Source organism: Stakelama flava (assembly GCF_019351405.1).
GTDB lineage: Bacteria > Pseudomonadota > Alphaproteobacteria > Sphingomonadales > Sphingomonadaceae > Sphingomonas > Sphingomonas flava_A.
Genome location: NZ_JAHWZX010000004.1, coordinates 53,441 through 67,235, shown reverse-complemented (window position 1 = coordinate 67,235; position 13,795 = coordinate 53,441). Strand labels below are relative to the sequence as shown.

The window sequence follows — 13,795 nt, the reverse complement described above, 5'->3', positions numbered from 1 at the left end:
TCTCGCTCCGGCTCGTTTCTCCCCGCAGCGCACCAATGGCGCTTACGAACAGCTGGAGAGTCGTATGAAACTGATTCTGATGACAGCCGCGCTCGCGATCGGGGCTCCTGCCCTCGCCAACGCGCAGGACATGCAGGGCAGCAATCCGCAGCAGGACGCCACAATGAACAATGGTGATCACCGTGGCGGGTATCAGCCCGACCAACCGCCGATGCCGGTTCAGCCCAAGCCGGGGCAAAAGGTGATTTTCAAGGCATCGCCGCCGGTGTCTCAGGCGTATCCCGCCCCTGCTCCAAAGGCGGAATATCCTGTCTGCAAACGTGGGCAGACCGACGGGTGCCGCCAGCGCGGAGGCTGATCGCGCCCATGGGAACGGGCGCGGCCTGACCGCTGCGCCCGCCCTTCTTTTACCCGGCTAGAAACTGGGTTAGTGCGGCTCCCGTATGTTTCGGGAGCTTTTTTAATGTCCATTCGCTTCGATGATCGCGTCGCCATCGTAACCGGTGCAGGCGGCGGGTTGGGCCGTGCCTATGCCCTCGACCTCGCCCGGCTGGGCGCAAAGGTTGTCGTCAACGATCTGGGCGGCTCGCGCGACGGCACCGGGCATTCCGACGCGGCGGCAAAGGTGGTGGAGGAGATTGAGGCGACGGGCGGCAGCGCGATGCCCAACGGCGGCAGCGTAACGGATTTCGCCCAGATGGAAGAGATGGTCGCCCGCGCAAAGGAAAAATGGGGCGGCGTCCATATCCTGATCAACAATGCCGGCGTGCTTCGCGACAAGAGCTTTGCCAAGATGACGCCGGAGGATTTTCGCTTCGTCGTCGACGTGCACCTCAACGGATCGGCCAATTGCACAAAAGCGGTATGGGAAACCATGCGCGAGCAGAATTACGGCCGCATCCTGATGACGGCCTCTTCCACCGGCCTGTTCGGCAATTTCGGGCAGGCCAATTACGGCGCGGCGAAACTCGGCCTCGCCGGCCTCACCAAGACGCTTTATCTGGAAGGCGCGAAATACGGCATCCGCGTCAACACCATCGCGCCGACGGCGGGGACACGCATGACCGAGGACATTTTCCCCGAAGCGGCGTTCGACGCCTTCTCCCCGGAAAAGGTCGCGCCTGCCGCACTCTATCTGGTTTCGGAAGACGCGCCGAGCAACGCGATCATCGGTGCGGGCGCAGGCGTGTTCCAGGCGTCCTATGTCACGCTGACCCCCGGCGTTCACCTGAACGGCGAAGAACTCAGCCCTGACGGCGTCGCCGCCGCCTGGGATCGCATCACCGATCGCACCGGTGAAATCGTGCCCCAATCGGGCGCGGAACAGGCGCAGACGATCTTCGCGACACTGCAAAAGAATATGGCCGTCTGATCGGAGAAACCGCACGGCAGGGGCGATGGCGGTCGGACTCAATTACGGTGAAGGCGAAGATGCTTTCAACTGGCGATGATTGCCTTGTGCATGCGGCTCCTGCCCATGCTGATGGTCTTGATTATTCGCCGACCAGCTTGACCAGACGCCGTTCCACCGGGGCAAGCACGGCGCCAAGTTCCTGACCGCGCTTGAGCACCATCCCCGCTTCGTTCAACAACGACCACATTCCCTGCCGATTGCGCAACGCCGGGCGTTTTTCGATACGGAATTCGGGTCGCTCGGCGGTCCGGCGAAAGGCCGAGAAACTTGCCGCTTCCCGCCCGAAATCCATCGCATAGTCCCGCCAGTGCCCGGCGGCGACCATCCGGCCGTACAGATCGAGAATACGCATCAGTTCGGCGCGTTCGAAGCCGACCTGCCCATCCTGCCGCCGCGGGCCGGGAAATGGCGTTACCGTACCCATCAAGCGCGGTCGCGGCGGTCCTCTTGTTCGGCAAGCATAGCGTCCAGCCGTTTGCGCATCACCTCCAGTTCGCAGCGCAGGATTTCGACCTGCTGGCGTGCCGGATCGAACATTTCGGTGCACGGCGTACCATAGGGTACGAAATCGGGCTTCGTCGCACCGCCTTCCACCATGGTCGGGCGCGCAGGGATACCGACCATGGTGGCGCCTTCGGGCACGTCGCGCGTAACCACTGCGTTCGCGCCGATCCGCGCGCCGCGCCCCACCGTCACCGGACCGAGCACCTGAGCGCCCGATCCCAAAATCGCACCATCGCGAATGGTGGGATGGCGCTTGCCGCCGATACCGTCGTCGGGGCTGGTCCCGCCCAATGTGACATGCTGATAGATGGTGACATTGTCGTGAATCTCGGCGGTCTCCCCGATCACCGAAAAGCCGTGATCGATGAACAGGTTGCGACCGACCGTCGCGCCTGGATGAATGTCATTTCCAGTGAGGAAGCGCGACAGATGGTTCACTGCGCGCGCGAGGAAGAACAGGCGCGCACGAAACAACCGGTGCGCAATGCGATGAAAGAAAAGCGACCATACGCCGGGATATAGCAGGATTTCCGCACGCGATCGCGGCGCCGGATCGCGTTCGCGAATCGAATCGAGATAGGCAATCAACTGCCGAACCATGCGCGGCTCCCCTTTCCAGCGCGCCAATTTAGGGAACGCGGACAACGAATTCCAGCGCCACGGGATTTGTTTATCACTGCCCTAAAGTCTATCTATCTTGTAGGAATTACAAAATCCTGCCCTGATCGCGTTTCCGCAATATTTGCGGCAGGAGTGATGAAGATGGACGTGTCCGGGTTTGACTATCAGGCGTTCCTAGCCTTTGCCGGTGTCGGTTTCCTTGCCCAGATCATTGACGGTGCGCTGGGCATGGCATTTGGGGTCATATCGAACACACTGCTTCTCTCGCTGGGCGTGCCGCCCGCGGCCGCTTCGGCCGGGGTGCATACGGTGGAGAGTTTCACCACGATGGTTTCGGGAATCTCGCATGCGCTTCAACGCAATGTGAACTGGCGGCTGTTCGGACGTCTGGCGGTGCCCGGAATGATCGGCGGCGCACTGGGCGCATATGTTCTGGCCAATATCGATGCCGCGGTCGCCAAGCCCTTCATTCTCGCCTATCTGACCGCGATCGGCGTTTACCTGATATATCGCGGGGTGCGCTTTCCGCCGCAGGAACGCGCGCCCCGCATCGTCGAGCCGCTGGGCTTGGCCGGCGGTTTTCTCGACGCGGCGGGCGGCGGCGGATGGGGGCCGGTGGTCACGTCCAACCTGCTGGCGCAGGGGGCCAGTCCGCGCACCACGGTAGGTACGGTCAACACGGCGGAATTTTTCGTCACCGTAACCATTTCCGCGACTTTCCTCACCCAGCTTGGACTTGCCGCCTTTACGCTGGCAACCGCGGGGCTGCTGGTGGGCGGGGTAATCGCGGCGCCGTTCGGTGCACTGCTGGCGCGGCGGCTCGCCCCGAAGACGCTGCTGCTAATGGTGGGCACGATCCTTACGCTGACCAGCATCTATAATCTGGTCAGGGCGTTGCTGTAAGGGGCCTTTACGCAAGTGCGGGATTTTTTCCACGCATTCGCAACATGATACGCGACGTCGATCAACATGGCGGTTTTGATCGAGTTTTTCGATTTGTACAAACGAGGCTTCCCATTTGGAAGCCGCTTCAACGCCCCCTATATGCTGCATGGCACAAACGGGGTTCGCCCCTTTCATCGAAGCAGGAGAAACACTTATGGCTAAGATCGGCGACACGCTGAAACCATTCACCACCCAGGCGTACAAGCAGGGCAAGTTCGTCGAAGTCAGCGATGGCGACGTCAAGGGCAAATGGGCCGTGTTCTTCTTCTACCCGGCCGATTTTACGTTCGTCTGCCCGACCGAACTGGAAGATCTGGCCGGCATCTATCCCAAGCTGCAGGACATGGGCGTCGAGGTTTTCTCGGTTTCGACCGACACCCATTTCAGCCACAAGGCGTGGCATGACAGCTCGCCCGCAATCGGCAAGATCGATTTCTTTATGCTTGGCGACCAGAACCATTCGATCGCGACCAACTTCGACGTGCTGCGCGATGGCCAGGGCCTGGCCGATCGCGGCACCTTTGTCATCGATCCCGATGGCGTGATCCAGCTGGTTGAAATCACGTCGGAAGGCGTCGGCCGCAATGCCACGGAACTGCTGCGCAAGATCAAGGCTGCGCAATATATTCGCAACAATCCCGGCGAAGTCTGCCCCGCGAAATGGGAAGAAGGCGAAAAGACGCTTGCACCTTCGCTCGACCTTGTCGGCAAGATTTAAGCGCGACCCAAGCCCCCTTTGGGTTTGAACGGCGGCCCGGGGCGGAAACCCACCGTCCCGGGCCGTTTTGTATCTGAAACACACGGAGTCTTCACATGCTCGACGACAATATGAAGCAGCAGCTCAAGGCGTATCTCGAGAAGATTCAGCAGCCGATCGAGCTCGTTGCCAGCCTGGGCGACGATGCCAAGTCGGTCGAGCTGGAAGCGCTTCTGAACGATATCGCTGCGCTTTCGGAAAAGGTTGAAGTTGCGCGCGAAACTGACAAGCGTTCACCCAGCTTCCTGATCCGGCGCGCCGGAACCGATATCGGCGTTCGGTTCGCCGGGTTGCCCATGGGCCATGAATTCACCTCGCTCGTCCTCGCCTTGCTTCAGGTCGGCGGCCATCCGTCGAAAGAAAGCCGCGACCTGATCGAAACGATCCAGGGGATCGAAGGCGCGTATGAATTCGAAACCTATTTTTCGCTTTCCTGCCAGAACTGCCCCGATGTCGTTCAGGCGCTGAACCTGATGGCGGTTCTGAACCCGAACATCAAACACACCGCGATTGATGGAGCGCTATTCCAGGACGAGGTCGAAAGCCGCAAGGTGATGGCGGTGCCGTCGGTCTATCTGAACGGCGAACCGTTCGGCCAAGGCCGGATGGAACTGGAGCAGATCGTGTCGAAGCTCGATAGCGGCGCCGATGAAAAGGCGGCCGAGAAGCTGTCGAAAAAAGACCCCTTTGACGTGCTCATCGTCGGCGGCGGTCCCGCCGGTGCTGCATCGGCCGTCTATGCCGCGCGCAAGGGTATCCGCGTGGGTGTCGCGGCCGAACGCTTTGGCGGCCAGGTGCTCGACACCATGGGCATCGAGAATTTCATCTCCGTTCCCTATACCGAAGGGCCAAAACTCGCCGTGCAGCTGGAACAGCATGTCAAGGACAATGAAGTCGACGTGATGAACCTGCAGACGGCGGAAAAGCTGATCCCCGCAAAGGAAGAAGGCGGTCTGCACGAACTGCGCCTGGCCAATGGCGGGTCGCTGAAGGCGCGCTCGATCATCCTTTCCACCGGCGCGCGCTGGCGCAAGATCAACGTTCCGGGCGAAGACGAATATCGCAACAAGGGCGTTGCCTATTGCCCGCATTGCGACGGCCCGCTGTTCAAGGGCAAGCGAGTCGCGGTTATCGGCGGGGGTAATTCGGGGGTTGAGGCCGCAATCGATCTTGCCGGAATCGTCGCGCACGTCACGCTCATCGAATATGCGAGCGAACTTCGCGCCGATGCCGTGCTGCAGCGCAAGCTCGCAAGCCTGCCCAATGTGAAGATCATTACATCCGCGATGACCACCGAAGTACGCGGCGATGGCGAGAAGGTGGTGGGCCTGACCTACAAGGACCGCAACCATGGCGAGATGCATGAGGTCGCGCTGGAAGGCATCTTCGTGCAGATCGGGCTGGTGCCTAATACCGAATGGCTGAAGGACGCGGTCGCCCTTTCCAAACATGGCGAGATAGAGATCGATGCGCGCGGCGAAACGTCGCAACCGGGTATCTTCGCGGCGGGCGATGCGACCACCGTTCCGTATAAGCAGATCGTGGTGGCGATGGGTGCGGGATCGATCGCAGCGCTTTCAGCCTTCGATTATCTGATTCGCCTTCCCGCGCAACAGGTGGGCGAACTCGAACCCGCCTGAATTTTCGGCCAAAACGCTTTTATCCCCGTCCGCGCGCCACTGCGAGACGGACGGGGACATTGTCTCTGCGCGTACACCGATTAGATAGGCGGGCGACACCCACGCGGAGACCAGCGCTGACCACCTATCTGCCCACCATCAAACAGCTTCAATATCTCGTCGCCCTGCACGAGGCCGGCCATTTCGGGCGCGCCGCCGAAGCGTGCTACGTCACGCAATCAACGCTTTCGGCGGGCATTCGCGAATTGGAGACGCTGATCGGCATCACGCTGGTCGAACGCACCCGTCGGGTCGTGCGCTTTACCCCCCTGGGCGAACAGATCGTTGCGAAGGCGCGCAAGGTGCTGCGCGAAACCGAAGACCTTGGCGATATTGCGCGCGCCGCGGGTCAGCCGCTTTCCGGCGACCTGCGAATGAGCGTCATTCCGACCATTGCCCCCTTCCTGCTGCCGCGAATATTGCCGCGCCTGCGCAAGGAATATCCCGATCTGAAGCTGTTCCTTCGCGAAGAGCCGAGCGCCGCGGCGTGCGAGGGACTGCATCAGGGGCGCAGCGATTGCGTGCTTCTGGCGCTTCCCTATGCGTGTGGCGATGTCGAGATCGAAACGCTGTTCGACGACCGGCTTTACGTCGCCTTTCCCGATGGCGAGAGCGAACGCATCGATTCGCCGGTTGTGGCGGAGGATATCGACGACACCCGCCTCCTGTTGCTGGAAGACGGGCACTGCCTGAAGGACCATGCCCTTGCCGCGTGCAACAATCCGGATTTGCGCGGACAGGCAACGATGATGGGTACGTCGCTGCACACCATCGTGCAGATGGTCGATAACGGCCTTGGCGTGACGATGCTTCCCGAAATGGCGGTACATTCAGGCATATTGGACGGGACCAATATCGTAGTGCGTCCGATCGAAGCCGAACGCGCGTCGCGAAGAATCGCGCTGATCTGGCGAAAAGCGAGCCCGCGCGAACGCGATTTCCGCTTGTTGGCGAAGGCGCTGGCCGAAGTTTGACGATCAAATTAGCTGTCGCGCCGCAACCATTTCGGGGTTGAACCGTACCTGTTCATACGCACAAGATAGCACACGCTGTTCCCTTACTGGCAGATGGAGAATTTAATGTTCCGCAAGAAGAGTCTGATTTTCGCGAGCATGGCTGGCGCGGCCGCGCTGGCCGCCTGCACCACTACCGGAGACATGGACGGCACGGATACCGCAGCCTCCACGCCCACGACGACCAGCGGAACGCGCACCGCGACGCCCAGCCCGACTCCGGCGCCGACTCCCACTCCGACGCCTAATCCGATGGTTGGCGGCGCGAAAATGTATCCGAACAAGACGATCGTCGCCAATGCATCGAAGGCAAGCAACCTGACCACGCTGGTAAAAGCGGTTCAGGCAGCCGGTCTTGCCCAGACGCTGTCGGGTCCGGGACCGTTCACCGTGTTCGCGCCGACCGATGATGCGTTCAACCGTCTGCCGCCGGGCACGGTCGACACGCTGCTGAAGCCCGAAAACAAGGCGACGCTGAAAAAGATCCTCAGCTATCATGTGCTTCCAGGCAAGCTGACCACCGAAGACCTTAAGGAAAAGATCGAAGCGGGCGGCGGCTCAGCCACGATCACCACGGTCGAAGGCGAGCCGGTCACGCTGACGCTGACCAACGGCAATGTCACGCTGACCGATTCGAACGGCAACAAGGCCTATGTCAGCCCGCAGATGAATGATGTGATGCAATCGAACGGCGTTGTCCACGTCATCAACGGCGTAATCGTCCCCACCCTGGGCGGCGGTTCCAGCGACACCGCGCAATAAGCGTTAAAGTGTTCGATTTGAAAAAGGGCGTCGGTCGAAGGACCGGCGCCTTTTTTATCGCCAGCGTTTTGCTGCTTCGTCGTCGGTCCGCCGCGCCTCCACCCACCGGCCGCCCGCTTCGCGCTGTTCGCGTTTCCAGAACGGGGCATCGGTCTTCAACCGGTCGATCAGGAACGTCATCGCTTCGATCGCGGGGCTGCGATGCGCGGCCGCCGTGCCGACGAACACGATCCGCTCCCCGATCGCCATCGTCCCGACACGGTGGAACACGGTAACCGCGCTCAGCGCCCAGCGCCGCTGCGCCTCCTGCGCCAGTTCGTGCAGGACGCGCTCGGTCATGCCGGGATAATGTTCCAGTTCCAGCGTAGTCACGCCGTCATCGGCACGCACCAGTCCGGTAAAGGTAGCGATTCCCCCCGCACCTTCCCGCTCCAGCGCCGTGGCCGCCGCCACCGGGTCGAACGGTTCGGCGGTGACCGCGACCCGGATCATCCGCCGGTGACCGGAGGGAAGATCGCGATTTCGCGCGCGCCGGCCAGATCATGATCGAGCGGCACGAATTCCTGGTCGATCGCGGCGCGCAGCCTTGCCGGTTCGCCGAACGCGCGTGCATGCCCCTCACCCCGTGCAGCCAGCCAGTCGATCAGATCGGCGACTGTGCGCACCGTTTCGGGTGGCGCAACCGTTTCGCCGCCCATGCCGGTCGCTTCGCGCACCCAGGCGAAATAAAGCATCTCGATCGCCATCAGCTATCCATATGGCGCAGGCCGACGCGCAGATAATCCCAGCCGGTGATCAGCGTCAGCACCGCCGCGCCCCACAGGCTAACCAGCCCGATCGTACCGACCCAAGGCCAGTCGGGCAGCGCGCCGCCAAGGATCAGCGCACCGAGCGCGATCAGTTGCAGCGTCGTCTTCCATTTGGCGAGCCGCGATACCGGCATCGACACCTGAAGCTGTGCCAGAAATTCGCGCAGGCCGGACACCATGATCTCGCGGAGCAGGATGATCAGCGCCGCAATCACATGCAGCCCGGCGATATCATGCGTGCCGACCAGCATCAGCACGACCGCCGCGACCATGATCTTGTCGGCGATCGGATCGAGGAACACGCCGAGTTTGGACACCGTCCCTTGCGCGCGCGCCAGATAGCCGTCGAAATAATCGGTGATGCCCATCAGGCAGTAGACCGCGAACGCAATGGCATAGCCAAGCGTCCATTGCGGCCACCACAACAAGCCGACGAGCAACGGCACCGTGAAGATGCGCGAAAGGGTGAGTATGTTGGGCAGGGTCAGCATCGCATCTTGCGCTCTATCGTCATGCGGCGCGGCCTGCCAGCCCATGCGTTCAACCAATTAGCGATTGTTATGCGTGCGCGGGACCGGCTATGGCGGCGCCACCATGCCACCACAGGCCCCGAAATTCCATGATTAGCGCGCTTGGTTTGCTGAAACAGCGCCGTTTTCTGCCCCTTTTCGTCACGCAATTTCTGGGGGCGTTCAACGACAATCTGTTCAAGACGGCGATGGTCCTGTTCGCGACCTATTCGATCTTCGCCGATCCGCATATGGAATCGAACTTCAACGCGCTGGCCACCGGCCTGTCGCTTATCCCCTTCTTCCTGCTTTCCGCGCTGTCGGGCCAGCTTGCCGACACGACCGACAAGGCGAAGATCATCCGCATCGTCAAAACGGCCGAAATCGGCATCATGCTGTTCGGCGCGGCGGGATTGATGATGGCGCGCGCAGGCTTCACCAGCTTCGGCATCGGCATGATGCTTGCCGCCGTGCTGTTCCTGGGCGTTCATTCGACATTTTTCGGCCCGATCAAATATGCGATCCTGCCGCAGCATCTGGAGGATGACCAAGTGCTGGGCGGTACGGGGCTGGTGGAAGCGGGAACCTATCTCGCCATCCTGCTGGGAACGATCGTCGCGGGCTGGATTTCGGTCGAAGGCGCTGCGATTCTGGTGCTCGTCGTCGCCGGCATCGGCTGGATCGCGGGACGCTGCGTACTCCCCGCCCCGCGCCTCGGGCCGAAACTGGCACTCAATTACAATCCCTTCACCTCCTCCTGGCGGCTGATCAACGCCACCATGCATATTCCCAGACTGTTTCTGGCAATTTGCGCGATCAGCTTCTTCTGGGCGATCGGCGCGGTGCTGATCGTGGTTTTCCCGCCGCTGGTGAAAAATGTGCTGACCGCCGACGAACGCGTCGCCAGCCTCACCATCGCGACCTTCTCGATCGGGGTGGCGATCGGGTCGGTCGTCATCAACACGCTGCTGAAAGGGCGTATATCGGCAAGATATGCGCCTGCCTCGGTAATCGCGATGGCGGTATGCGTTGTCGCGTTCTGGGTGGAGGCGCACAATTTCATTCCTGCGCCTGCGGGACAGTTGTACGGCATCGCCGATTTCCTGACCCATCCGCAATCGGTGCTGATCATGGCGACGCTGGCTGCCATCGCGATCACCGGTGGAATGTTTGTCGTGCCGCTGTACGCCTTCCTCACCACCACGGTGACCAAGGATCAGACGGCGCGCACCGTGGCGGCCAACAACGTCGTCAATTCGGGCGCGATGGTGGCGGGGTCGCTACTGGTGATCGGTCTGTCACTGGCGGGGCTTCACAATACCGACATGCTGCTGATGGTGGCGATTATGTGCATTGTCGCCGCATGGATAGCGACAAAGCTGCACCGCGCCTGCGACTAGACATATCGCACGTTGCGACCGATCCGCCGGATCAGGCGATGAAGGTGTAGAAGCAGACGAAGAACGCGCTGAAGCTGAGCACGAACAATTTCCAGTCGCTGTCCTGATCGGTGTTGCGCACACGCCGGCGCAGCGCGTTGCGGCTGGCCCGGATATGCAATGTGCCGCGAAACGGATGGCGTGCCGCGGTCTCGGTGCAGATGCTCTGATTCGCCATGCGACGATGTTAACGAATTGTTTACGATTTGCGCCAGCGCCGCCTTTGGTTAAGCGCCGTTCCGTCATGGGACGGCGTCCCCTGCATTTCGGCCGGAACTTTTCGGGGCTTGCGGGCAATCGGGCACTACAGCGGACCCTTCGCGCCCTCGGCTCGTTGTCAGCGCGAAGCGACGGGAGGTACGAAATGCGCGGCATCATGACGGGAATTATCGGCGGAGCGTTGGCCGGGGTCGGAATGACTGCGGTAATGTTGGCCGAAAACAGCCGGCGTGACGCCAAACGCCCGCATAAAGAAGGCGATATCTGGTCGCAGGAAAGCAGCGACGGTTCGCCTGCGCTGCGCACTGATCGCAAGCGCCCGGAAACTCCCAATACGGCGGGACATTTCGTCGCTTCGGCGGGGTTCGGCGCTACCTATGCGCTGCTGCGCCGCTGGGTGCCGGGACTGCCCGCCGCCGGAATCGGCACTGCCTATGGCGCGGGCGTCTATGCCATCGACCTTGCCGATGCGGCACCGCTGATGGGCGAAGGCGAAACCCGCAAACCCGGCCGTGTCGCCGAGCAACTGGCGCTGCACCTTTTGTTCGGCGCAGGTACGGCGCTTGCCGTTGCGATGATGGCGCCGCGCCCGACGCGCACCGACTAGCCCGGCCAGATCATCCGGGCGGAAAGCGGGTAAGCGCCTGCGAAACCGCGCGTTCCTCGCCTTCACGCAGGTCGCTTCCAGGATCGCTGCCGGACTTCCTGTTATCGGGGATTTCTTGCGTCCCACGCGCCGCCCGCTCGCGCTTCACCTCTTCTTCCAGCTCTTCCGATTTTATCGGTTTCTCGGATCGGTTTTTGTTCATCGCGACCACTCCTTCGAAGCTGAAACGCCTGCACCGGTTTATGTCTCCAACAGGGTGAAGCGAGCGGCATCGCGCGCCGTCGAATCATCGCCGACATAGACGTCGAATGCCCCCGGTTCGGTCCCCCAGCGCATGTCGCGTCGGGTAAAAGCCAGGTCTTCGGCGCGAAGCCGGAACTGCACCATCCGGCTTTCACCGGGGCGCAGTTCCACCCGTTCAAATCCCTTCAACCGCCGCACAGGCCGGCTGATGCTTGCCAGCACATCATGCACATAAAGCTGCGCCACGGTCGCGCCCGCGCGCCGCCCGCTATTGGTCACCCGCGTCGTCACCGTGATCGTATCGCCGGGAGAAAGCGTGGCCGCCGACAATTGCGGCGCGGCAAAAGTGAAGCTGGTATAGCTCAAGCCATGGCCGAAAGGATAAAGCGGCGCATCGACCAGATCGACATAGCGGCTGGTATAGGGTTTATCGATCGCGCCGGGCCTGCCGGTGGGCAGGTGGTCGTAGGAAATCGGGACCTGCCCCAGCGCGCGGGGAAAGGTTACAGGCAGCTTCCCGGTAAAATCGGCGTCCCCGAACAATAGGTCGGCAAGCGCATTGCCACCCTGTTCCCCCGGCACCCACATATCGACAATTGCGTTGGCGTTGGCATCGAGCCATGACAGGTCAAGCGCGCGCCCGCTGCTGAATGCAGCCACCACCGGCTTGCCCGTCGCGATGATCGCCTTCGCAAGGTCGATTTGATGGCCGGGAAGCTGGATCGAGGCGCGACTGTCGCCCTCCCCGATCATGTCGTCGCTTTCGCCGAGCACCAGCACTGTCACGTCGCTCTTGCGGGCAAGCGCAATCGCGGCGTCGATGTCCGCGCCATCCATATCGCGGACGGGCACGCCCATTGCGTAGCGGATGGTCGCCTTGTCCCCCGCCGCGCGGCGAAGCCCGTCCGCAACGGTCACGACATCCTCCTCCCGGCCAAGCGCGGGCATGGTGCCGAGCATATTGGCGCGATCTTCCGCCAGCGGGCCGATGACCGCGATCGATCCACCGCGTGCGAGCGGCAGGACGCCGTCATTTTTCAAAAGTACCATCGACTGGCGGGCCGCTTCGCGCGCGCTGGCGAGATGGTCGGCGCGCCATGGCCGTTCGGCCGCGAGCCTTGCATTGCCATAGCGGAAGGGATCATCGAACAGGCCCAGTTTCGCCTTTGCGCGCAGCACACGGCGGACCGCCGCATCGACCTCAGCCTCCTTGACGCGCCCTGCGCGAACCAGTCCGGGCAGTTCGTCGGCATAGGTGCCGCTGTGCAGATCGACATCGACCCCGGCATGAAGCGCCTGCGCAGCCGCATCCGCCGGATCGGCGGCGACGCCGTGTGTCACCAGTTCCAGAATCGCATCGTAATCCGATGTGATGACGCCATCCCATCCCCATTGTTCGCGCAACAGCCCGGTAAGCAATTCGCGGCTGGATGTTACGGGCACCCCGTCCATCGTGTTGAACGCCGCCATTATTGTGGCGATACCAGCGTCGCACAATGCCTTGAACGGCGGCAGATAGACGTCGCGAAATTCGCGTTCGGGGATGTTGACGCTGTTATAGTCACGCCCTGCCTGCACCGCGCCATAGCCCGCGAAATGCTTTGCCGTGGCAAGGATCGTCGTGGGCGCGGCCAGATCGTCGCCCTGAAACCCCTTTAACTGCGCCAGCGCCATGACGCTGCCCAGATACGGGTCCTCCCCGGCACCCTCCGTCATCCGGCCCCAGCGCGGATCACGCGCGATGTCGACCATCGGGCTGAACGTCCATGTGTTGCCGAATGCGGCTGATTCTGTGGCGGCGGCGCGGTGAACCTGCTGCACAAGCTCCGGATTCCATGTCGCGGCAAGCGCCAGCGGCACCGGAAATTCGGTGGTGAAGCCATGCGCGACATCGCCGCAGAACCACAGCGGAACCTTGCTAGGCGACGCGATGGCCAATTGCTGTGCATGGCGGATGAATTGCTGAAGATCGGGGCGCGGGGCCACGCCACTGGTACCGCCAAGTCCCTTGCCCAGCAGCGTTTCCAGATCGGGATGATCGTCGCCGATCACACAAAGCTGAAGCGCCTTTTCCTCCAGCGACATGTTGCTGATGATCGCGTCGATCCTCGTATCATGCCGGGCGGCGTTCGCGCGGGCGCGGGCAACGCCCGGCATGACCGCCCCGGCGGCGAGCAGGGCGAGCGACTGGGCGAAACGGCGGCGGCTGACGGTCATGGCATCCCCTTATGTAACCGGTTACACGGCTTTGCCGGACGTGTAGGCGGTTCGCCG

General features: G+C 62.0%; 17 protein-coding genes. 9 read left to right on the top strand and 8 right to left on the bottom strand.

The genetic code is table 11. From position 1 onward, the window contains the following. The first annotated feature begins 64 nt into the window (after positions 1-64). Together KY084_RS05640 and KY084_RS05635 are read left to right on the top strand one after the other, a co-directional pair. Positions 65-358, top strand: coding sequence for a hypothetical protein (locus KY084_RS05640; RefSeq protein WP_219237473.1), 294 nt, complete (start codon positions 65-67; stop codon positions 356-358). A 105-nt stretch (positions 359-463) separates the two neighbouring features. Further along, complete coding sequence (locus KY084_RS05635) at positions 464-1,372, top strand: SDR family NAD(P)-dependent oxidoreductase (protein WP_219237472.1); 909 nt, start codon at positions 464-466, stop codon at positions 1,370-1,372. 121 nt (positions 1,373-1,493) lie between these two features. Here KY084_RS05635 and KY084_RS05630 read toward each other — a convergent pair whose 3' ends face one another. Together KY084_RS05630 and epsC are read right to left on the bottom strand one after the other, a co-directional pair. After that, complete coding sequence (locus tag KY084_RS05630; protein WP_219237471.1) at positions 1,494-1,838, bottom strand: DUF2794 domain-containing protein; 345 nt, start codon at positions 1,836-1,838, stop codon at positions 1,494-1,496. Beyond that, positions 1,838-2,518: a serine O-acetyltransferase EpsC gene (gene epsC, locus KY084_RS05625; RefSeq protein ID WP_219237470.1), complete on the bottom strand. Its 681-nt coding sequence runs from the start codon at positions 2,516-2,518 to the stop codon at positions 1,838-1,840. The genes KY084_RS05630 and epsC overlap by 1 nt, the downstream gene beginning before the upstream one ends. A 162-nt stretch (positions 2,519-2,680) precedes the next feature. Between epsC and KY084_RS05620 the strand changes: the two genes are divergently transcribed. The 5 genes from KY084_RS05620 (at position 2,681) to KY084_RS05600 (ending at position 7,695) form a co-directional block, all read left to right on the top strand. Next, the gene (locus KY084_RS05620) at positions 2,681-3,442 is read left to right on the top strand and encodes a sulfite exporter TauE/SafE family protein (protein ID WP_219237670.1); all 762 of its coding nucleotides are present in this window, start codon (positions 2,681-2,683) and stop codon (positions 3,440-3,442) included. 196 nt (positions 3,443-3,638) lie between these two features. Then, the gene (gene ahpC, locus KY084_RS05615) at positions 3,639-4,202 is read left to right on the top strand and encodes an alkyl hydroperoxide reductase subunit C (protein WP_219237469.1); all 564 of its coding nucleotides are present in this window, start codon (positions 3,639-3,641) and stop codon (positions 4,200-4,202) included. Positions 4,203-4,297: 95 nt separating this feature from the next. Beyond that, positions 4,298-5,881 (top strand): alkyl hydroperoxide reductase subunit F, encoded by a 1,584-nt coding sequence (ahpF, locus tag KY084_RS05610; RefSeq protein WP_219237468.1) that lies wholly within the window; start codon positions 4,298-4,300, stop codon positions 5,879-5,881. Positions 5,882-5,997: 116 nt separating this feature from the next. Further along, positions 5,998-6,894 (top strand): hydrogen peroxide-inducible genes activator, encoded by an 897-nt coding sequence (locus KY084_RS05605; protein WP_219237669.1) that lies wholly within the window; start codon positions 5,998-6,000, stop codon positions 6,892-6,894. A 105-nt stretch (positions 6,895-6,999) separates the two neighbouring features. After that, entirely contained in the window at positions 7,000-7,695 is a 696-nt protein-coding gene (locus KY084_RS05600; RefSeq protein WP_219237467.1) for a fasciclin domain-containing protein, read from the top strand. Between the two features lie 54 nt (positions 7,696-7,749). Here KY084_RS05600 and KY084_RS05595 read toward each other — a convergent pair whose 3' ends face one another. The 3 genes from KY084_RS05595 to pgsA are packed head-to-tail and all read right to left on the bottom strand — an operon-like array spanning position 7,750 to position 8,995. Beyond that, the gene (locus KY084_RS05595) at positions 7,750-8,187 is read right to left on the bottom strand and encodes a molybdenum cofactor biosynthesis protein MoaE (protein ID WP_219237466.1); all 438 of its coding nucleotides are present in this window, start codon (positions 8,185-8,187) and stop codon (positions 7,750-7,752) included. Beyond that, a complete protein-coding gene (gene moaD / locus KY084_RS05590; protein WP_219237465.1) occupies positions 8,184-8,441 on the bottom strand; it encodes a molybdopterin converting factor subunit 1 in 258 nt (85 codons plus the stop codon). The genes KY084_RS05595 and moaD overlap by 4 nt, the downstream gene beginning before the upstream one ends. After that, complete coding sequence (gene pgsA / locus KY084_RS05585) at positions 8,441-8,995, bottom strand: CDP-diacylglycerol--glycerol-3-phosphate 3-phosphatidyltransferase (RefSeq protein ID WP_219237668.1); 555 nt, start codon at positions 8,993-8,995, stop codon at positions 8,441-8,443. Before pgsA ends, moaD begins: the two co-directional genes overlap by 1 nt. A 128-nt stretch (positions 8,996-9,123) precedes the next feature. Here pgsA and KY084_RS05580 point away from each other — a divergent pair, with 128 nt between their 5' ends. Next, positions 9,124-10,413, top strand: a complete 1,290-nt coding sequence (locus KY084_RS05580) for an MFS transporter (protein ID WP_219237464.1) — start codon at positions 9,124-9,126, stop codon at positions 10,411-10,413. 31 nt (positions 10,414-10,444) lie between these two features. On the opposite strand, the gene KY084_RS05575 is transcribed toward KY084_RS05580, so the two are convergent. After that, complete coding sequence (locus KY084_RS05575) at positions 10,445-10,630, bottom strand: hypothetical protein (RefSeq protein WP_219237463.1); 186 nt, start codon at positions 10,628-10,630, stop codon at positions 10,445-10,447. A 198-nt stretch (positions 10,631-10,828) separates the two neighbouring features. On the opposite strand from KY084_RS05575, the gene KY084_RS05570 reads away from it, so the two are divergent. After that, positions 10,829-11,278 carry a hypothetical protein gene (locus KY084_RS05570; protein WP_219237462.1) on the top strand — a complete coding sequence of 150 codons (450 nt, stop codon included), beginning with the start codon at positions 10,829-10,831 and terminating at the stop codon, positions 11,276-11,278. A 10-nt stretch (positions 11,279-11,288) separates the two neighbouring features. Here the strand turns inward: KY084_RS05570 and KY084_RS05565 are convergent, their stop codons facing one another. Together KY084_RS05565 and KY084_RS05560 are read right to left on the bottom strand one after the other, a co-directional pair. Then, entirely contained in the window at positions 11,289-11,480 is a 192-nt protein-coding gene (locus KY084_RS05565) for a hypothetical protein (protein ID WP_219237461.1), read from the bottom strand. A gap of 38 nt (positions 11,481-11,518) precedes the next feature. Continuing rightward, entirely contained in the window at positions 11,519-13,738 is a 2,220-nt protein-coding gene (locus KY084_RS05560; protein ID WP_219237460.1) for a glycoside hydrolase family 3 N-terminal domain-containing protein, read from the bottom strand. Positions 13,739-13,795: the final 57 nt, after the last annotated feature.

Bases quoted from the DNA above. Each gene is read 5' to 3' on its own strand.
- moaD (WP_219237465.1), bottom strand. From the start codon at position 8,441: ATGGCGATCGAGATGCTTTATTTCGCCTGGGTGCGCGAAGCGACCGGC.
- KY084_RS05630 (WP_219237471.1), bottom strand. From the start codon at position 1,838: ATGGGTACGGTAACGCCATTTCCCGGCCCGCGGCGGCAGGATGGGCAG.
- epsC (WP_219237470.1), bottom strand. From the start codon at position 2,518: ATGGTTCGGCAGTTGATTGCCTATCTCGATTCGATTCGCGAACGCGAT.
- KY084_RS05565 (WP_219237461.1), bottom strand. From the start codon at position 11,480: ATGAACAAAAACCGATCCGAGAAACCGATAAAATCGGAAGAGCTGGAA.
- KY084_RS05560 (WP_219237460.1), bottom strand. From the start codon at position 13,738: ATGACCGTCAGCCGCCGCCGTTTCGCCCAGTCGCTCGCCCTGCTCGCC.
- KY084_RS05575 (WP_219237463.1), bottom strand. From the start codon at position 10,630: ATGGCGAATCAGAGCATCTGCACCGAGACCGCGGCACGCCATCCGTTT.
- ahpC (WP_219237469.1), top strand. From the start codon at position 3,639: ATGGCTAAGATCGGCGACACGCTGAAACCATTCACCACCCAGGCGTAC.
- KY084_RS05640 (WP_219237473.1), top strand. From the start codon at position 65: ATGAAACTGATTCTGATGACAGCCGCGCTCGCGATCGGGGCTCCTGCC.
- KY084_RS05580 (WP_219237464.1), top strand. From the start codon at position 9,124: ATGATTAGCGCGCTTGGTTTGCTGAAACAGCGCCGTTTTCTGCCCCTT.
- KY084_RS05635 (WP_219237472.1), top strand. From the start codon at position 464: ATGTCCATTCGCTTCGATGATCGCGTCGCCATCGTAACCGGTGCAGGC.
- ahpF (WP_219237468.1), top strand. From the start codon at position 4,298: ATGCTCGACGACAATATGAAGCAGCAGCTCAAGGCGTATCTCGAGAAG.
- KY084_RS05600 (WP_219237467.1), top strand. From the start codon at position 7,000: ATGTTCCGCAAGAAGAGTCTGATTTTCGCGAGCATGGCTGGCGCGGCC.
- KY084_RS05570 (WP_219237462.1), top strand. From the start codon at position 10,829: ATGACGGGAATTATCGGCGGAGCGTTGGCCGGGGTCGGAATGACTGCG.
- KY084_RS05595 (WP_219237466.1), bottom strand. From the start codon at position 8,187: ATGATCCGGGTCGCGGTCACCGCCGAACCGTTCGACCCGGTGGCGGCG.
- KY084_RS05620 (WP_219237670.1), top strand. From the start codon at position 2,681: ATGGACGTGTCCGGGTTTGACTATCAGGCGTTCCTAGCCTTTGCCGGT.
- pgsA (WP_219237668.1), bottom strand. From the start codon at position 8,995: ATGCTGACCCTGCCCAACATACTCACCCTTTCGCGCATCTTCACGGTG.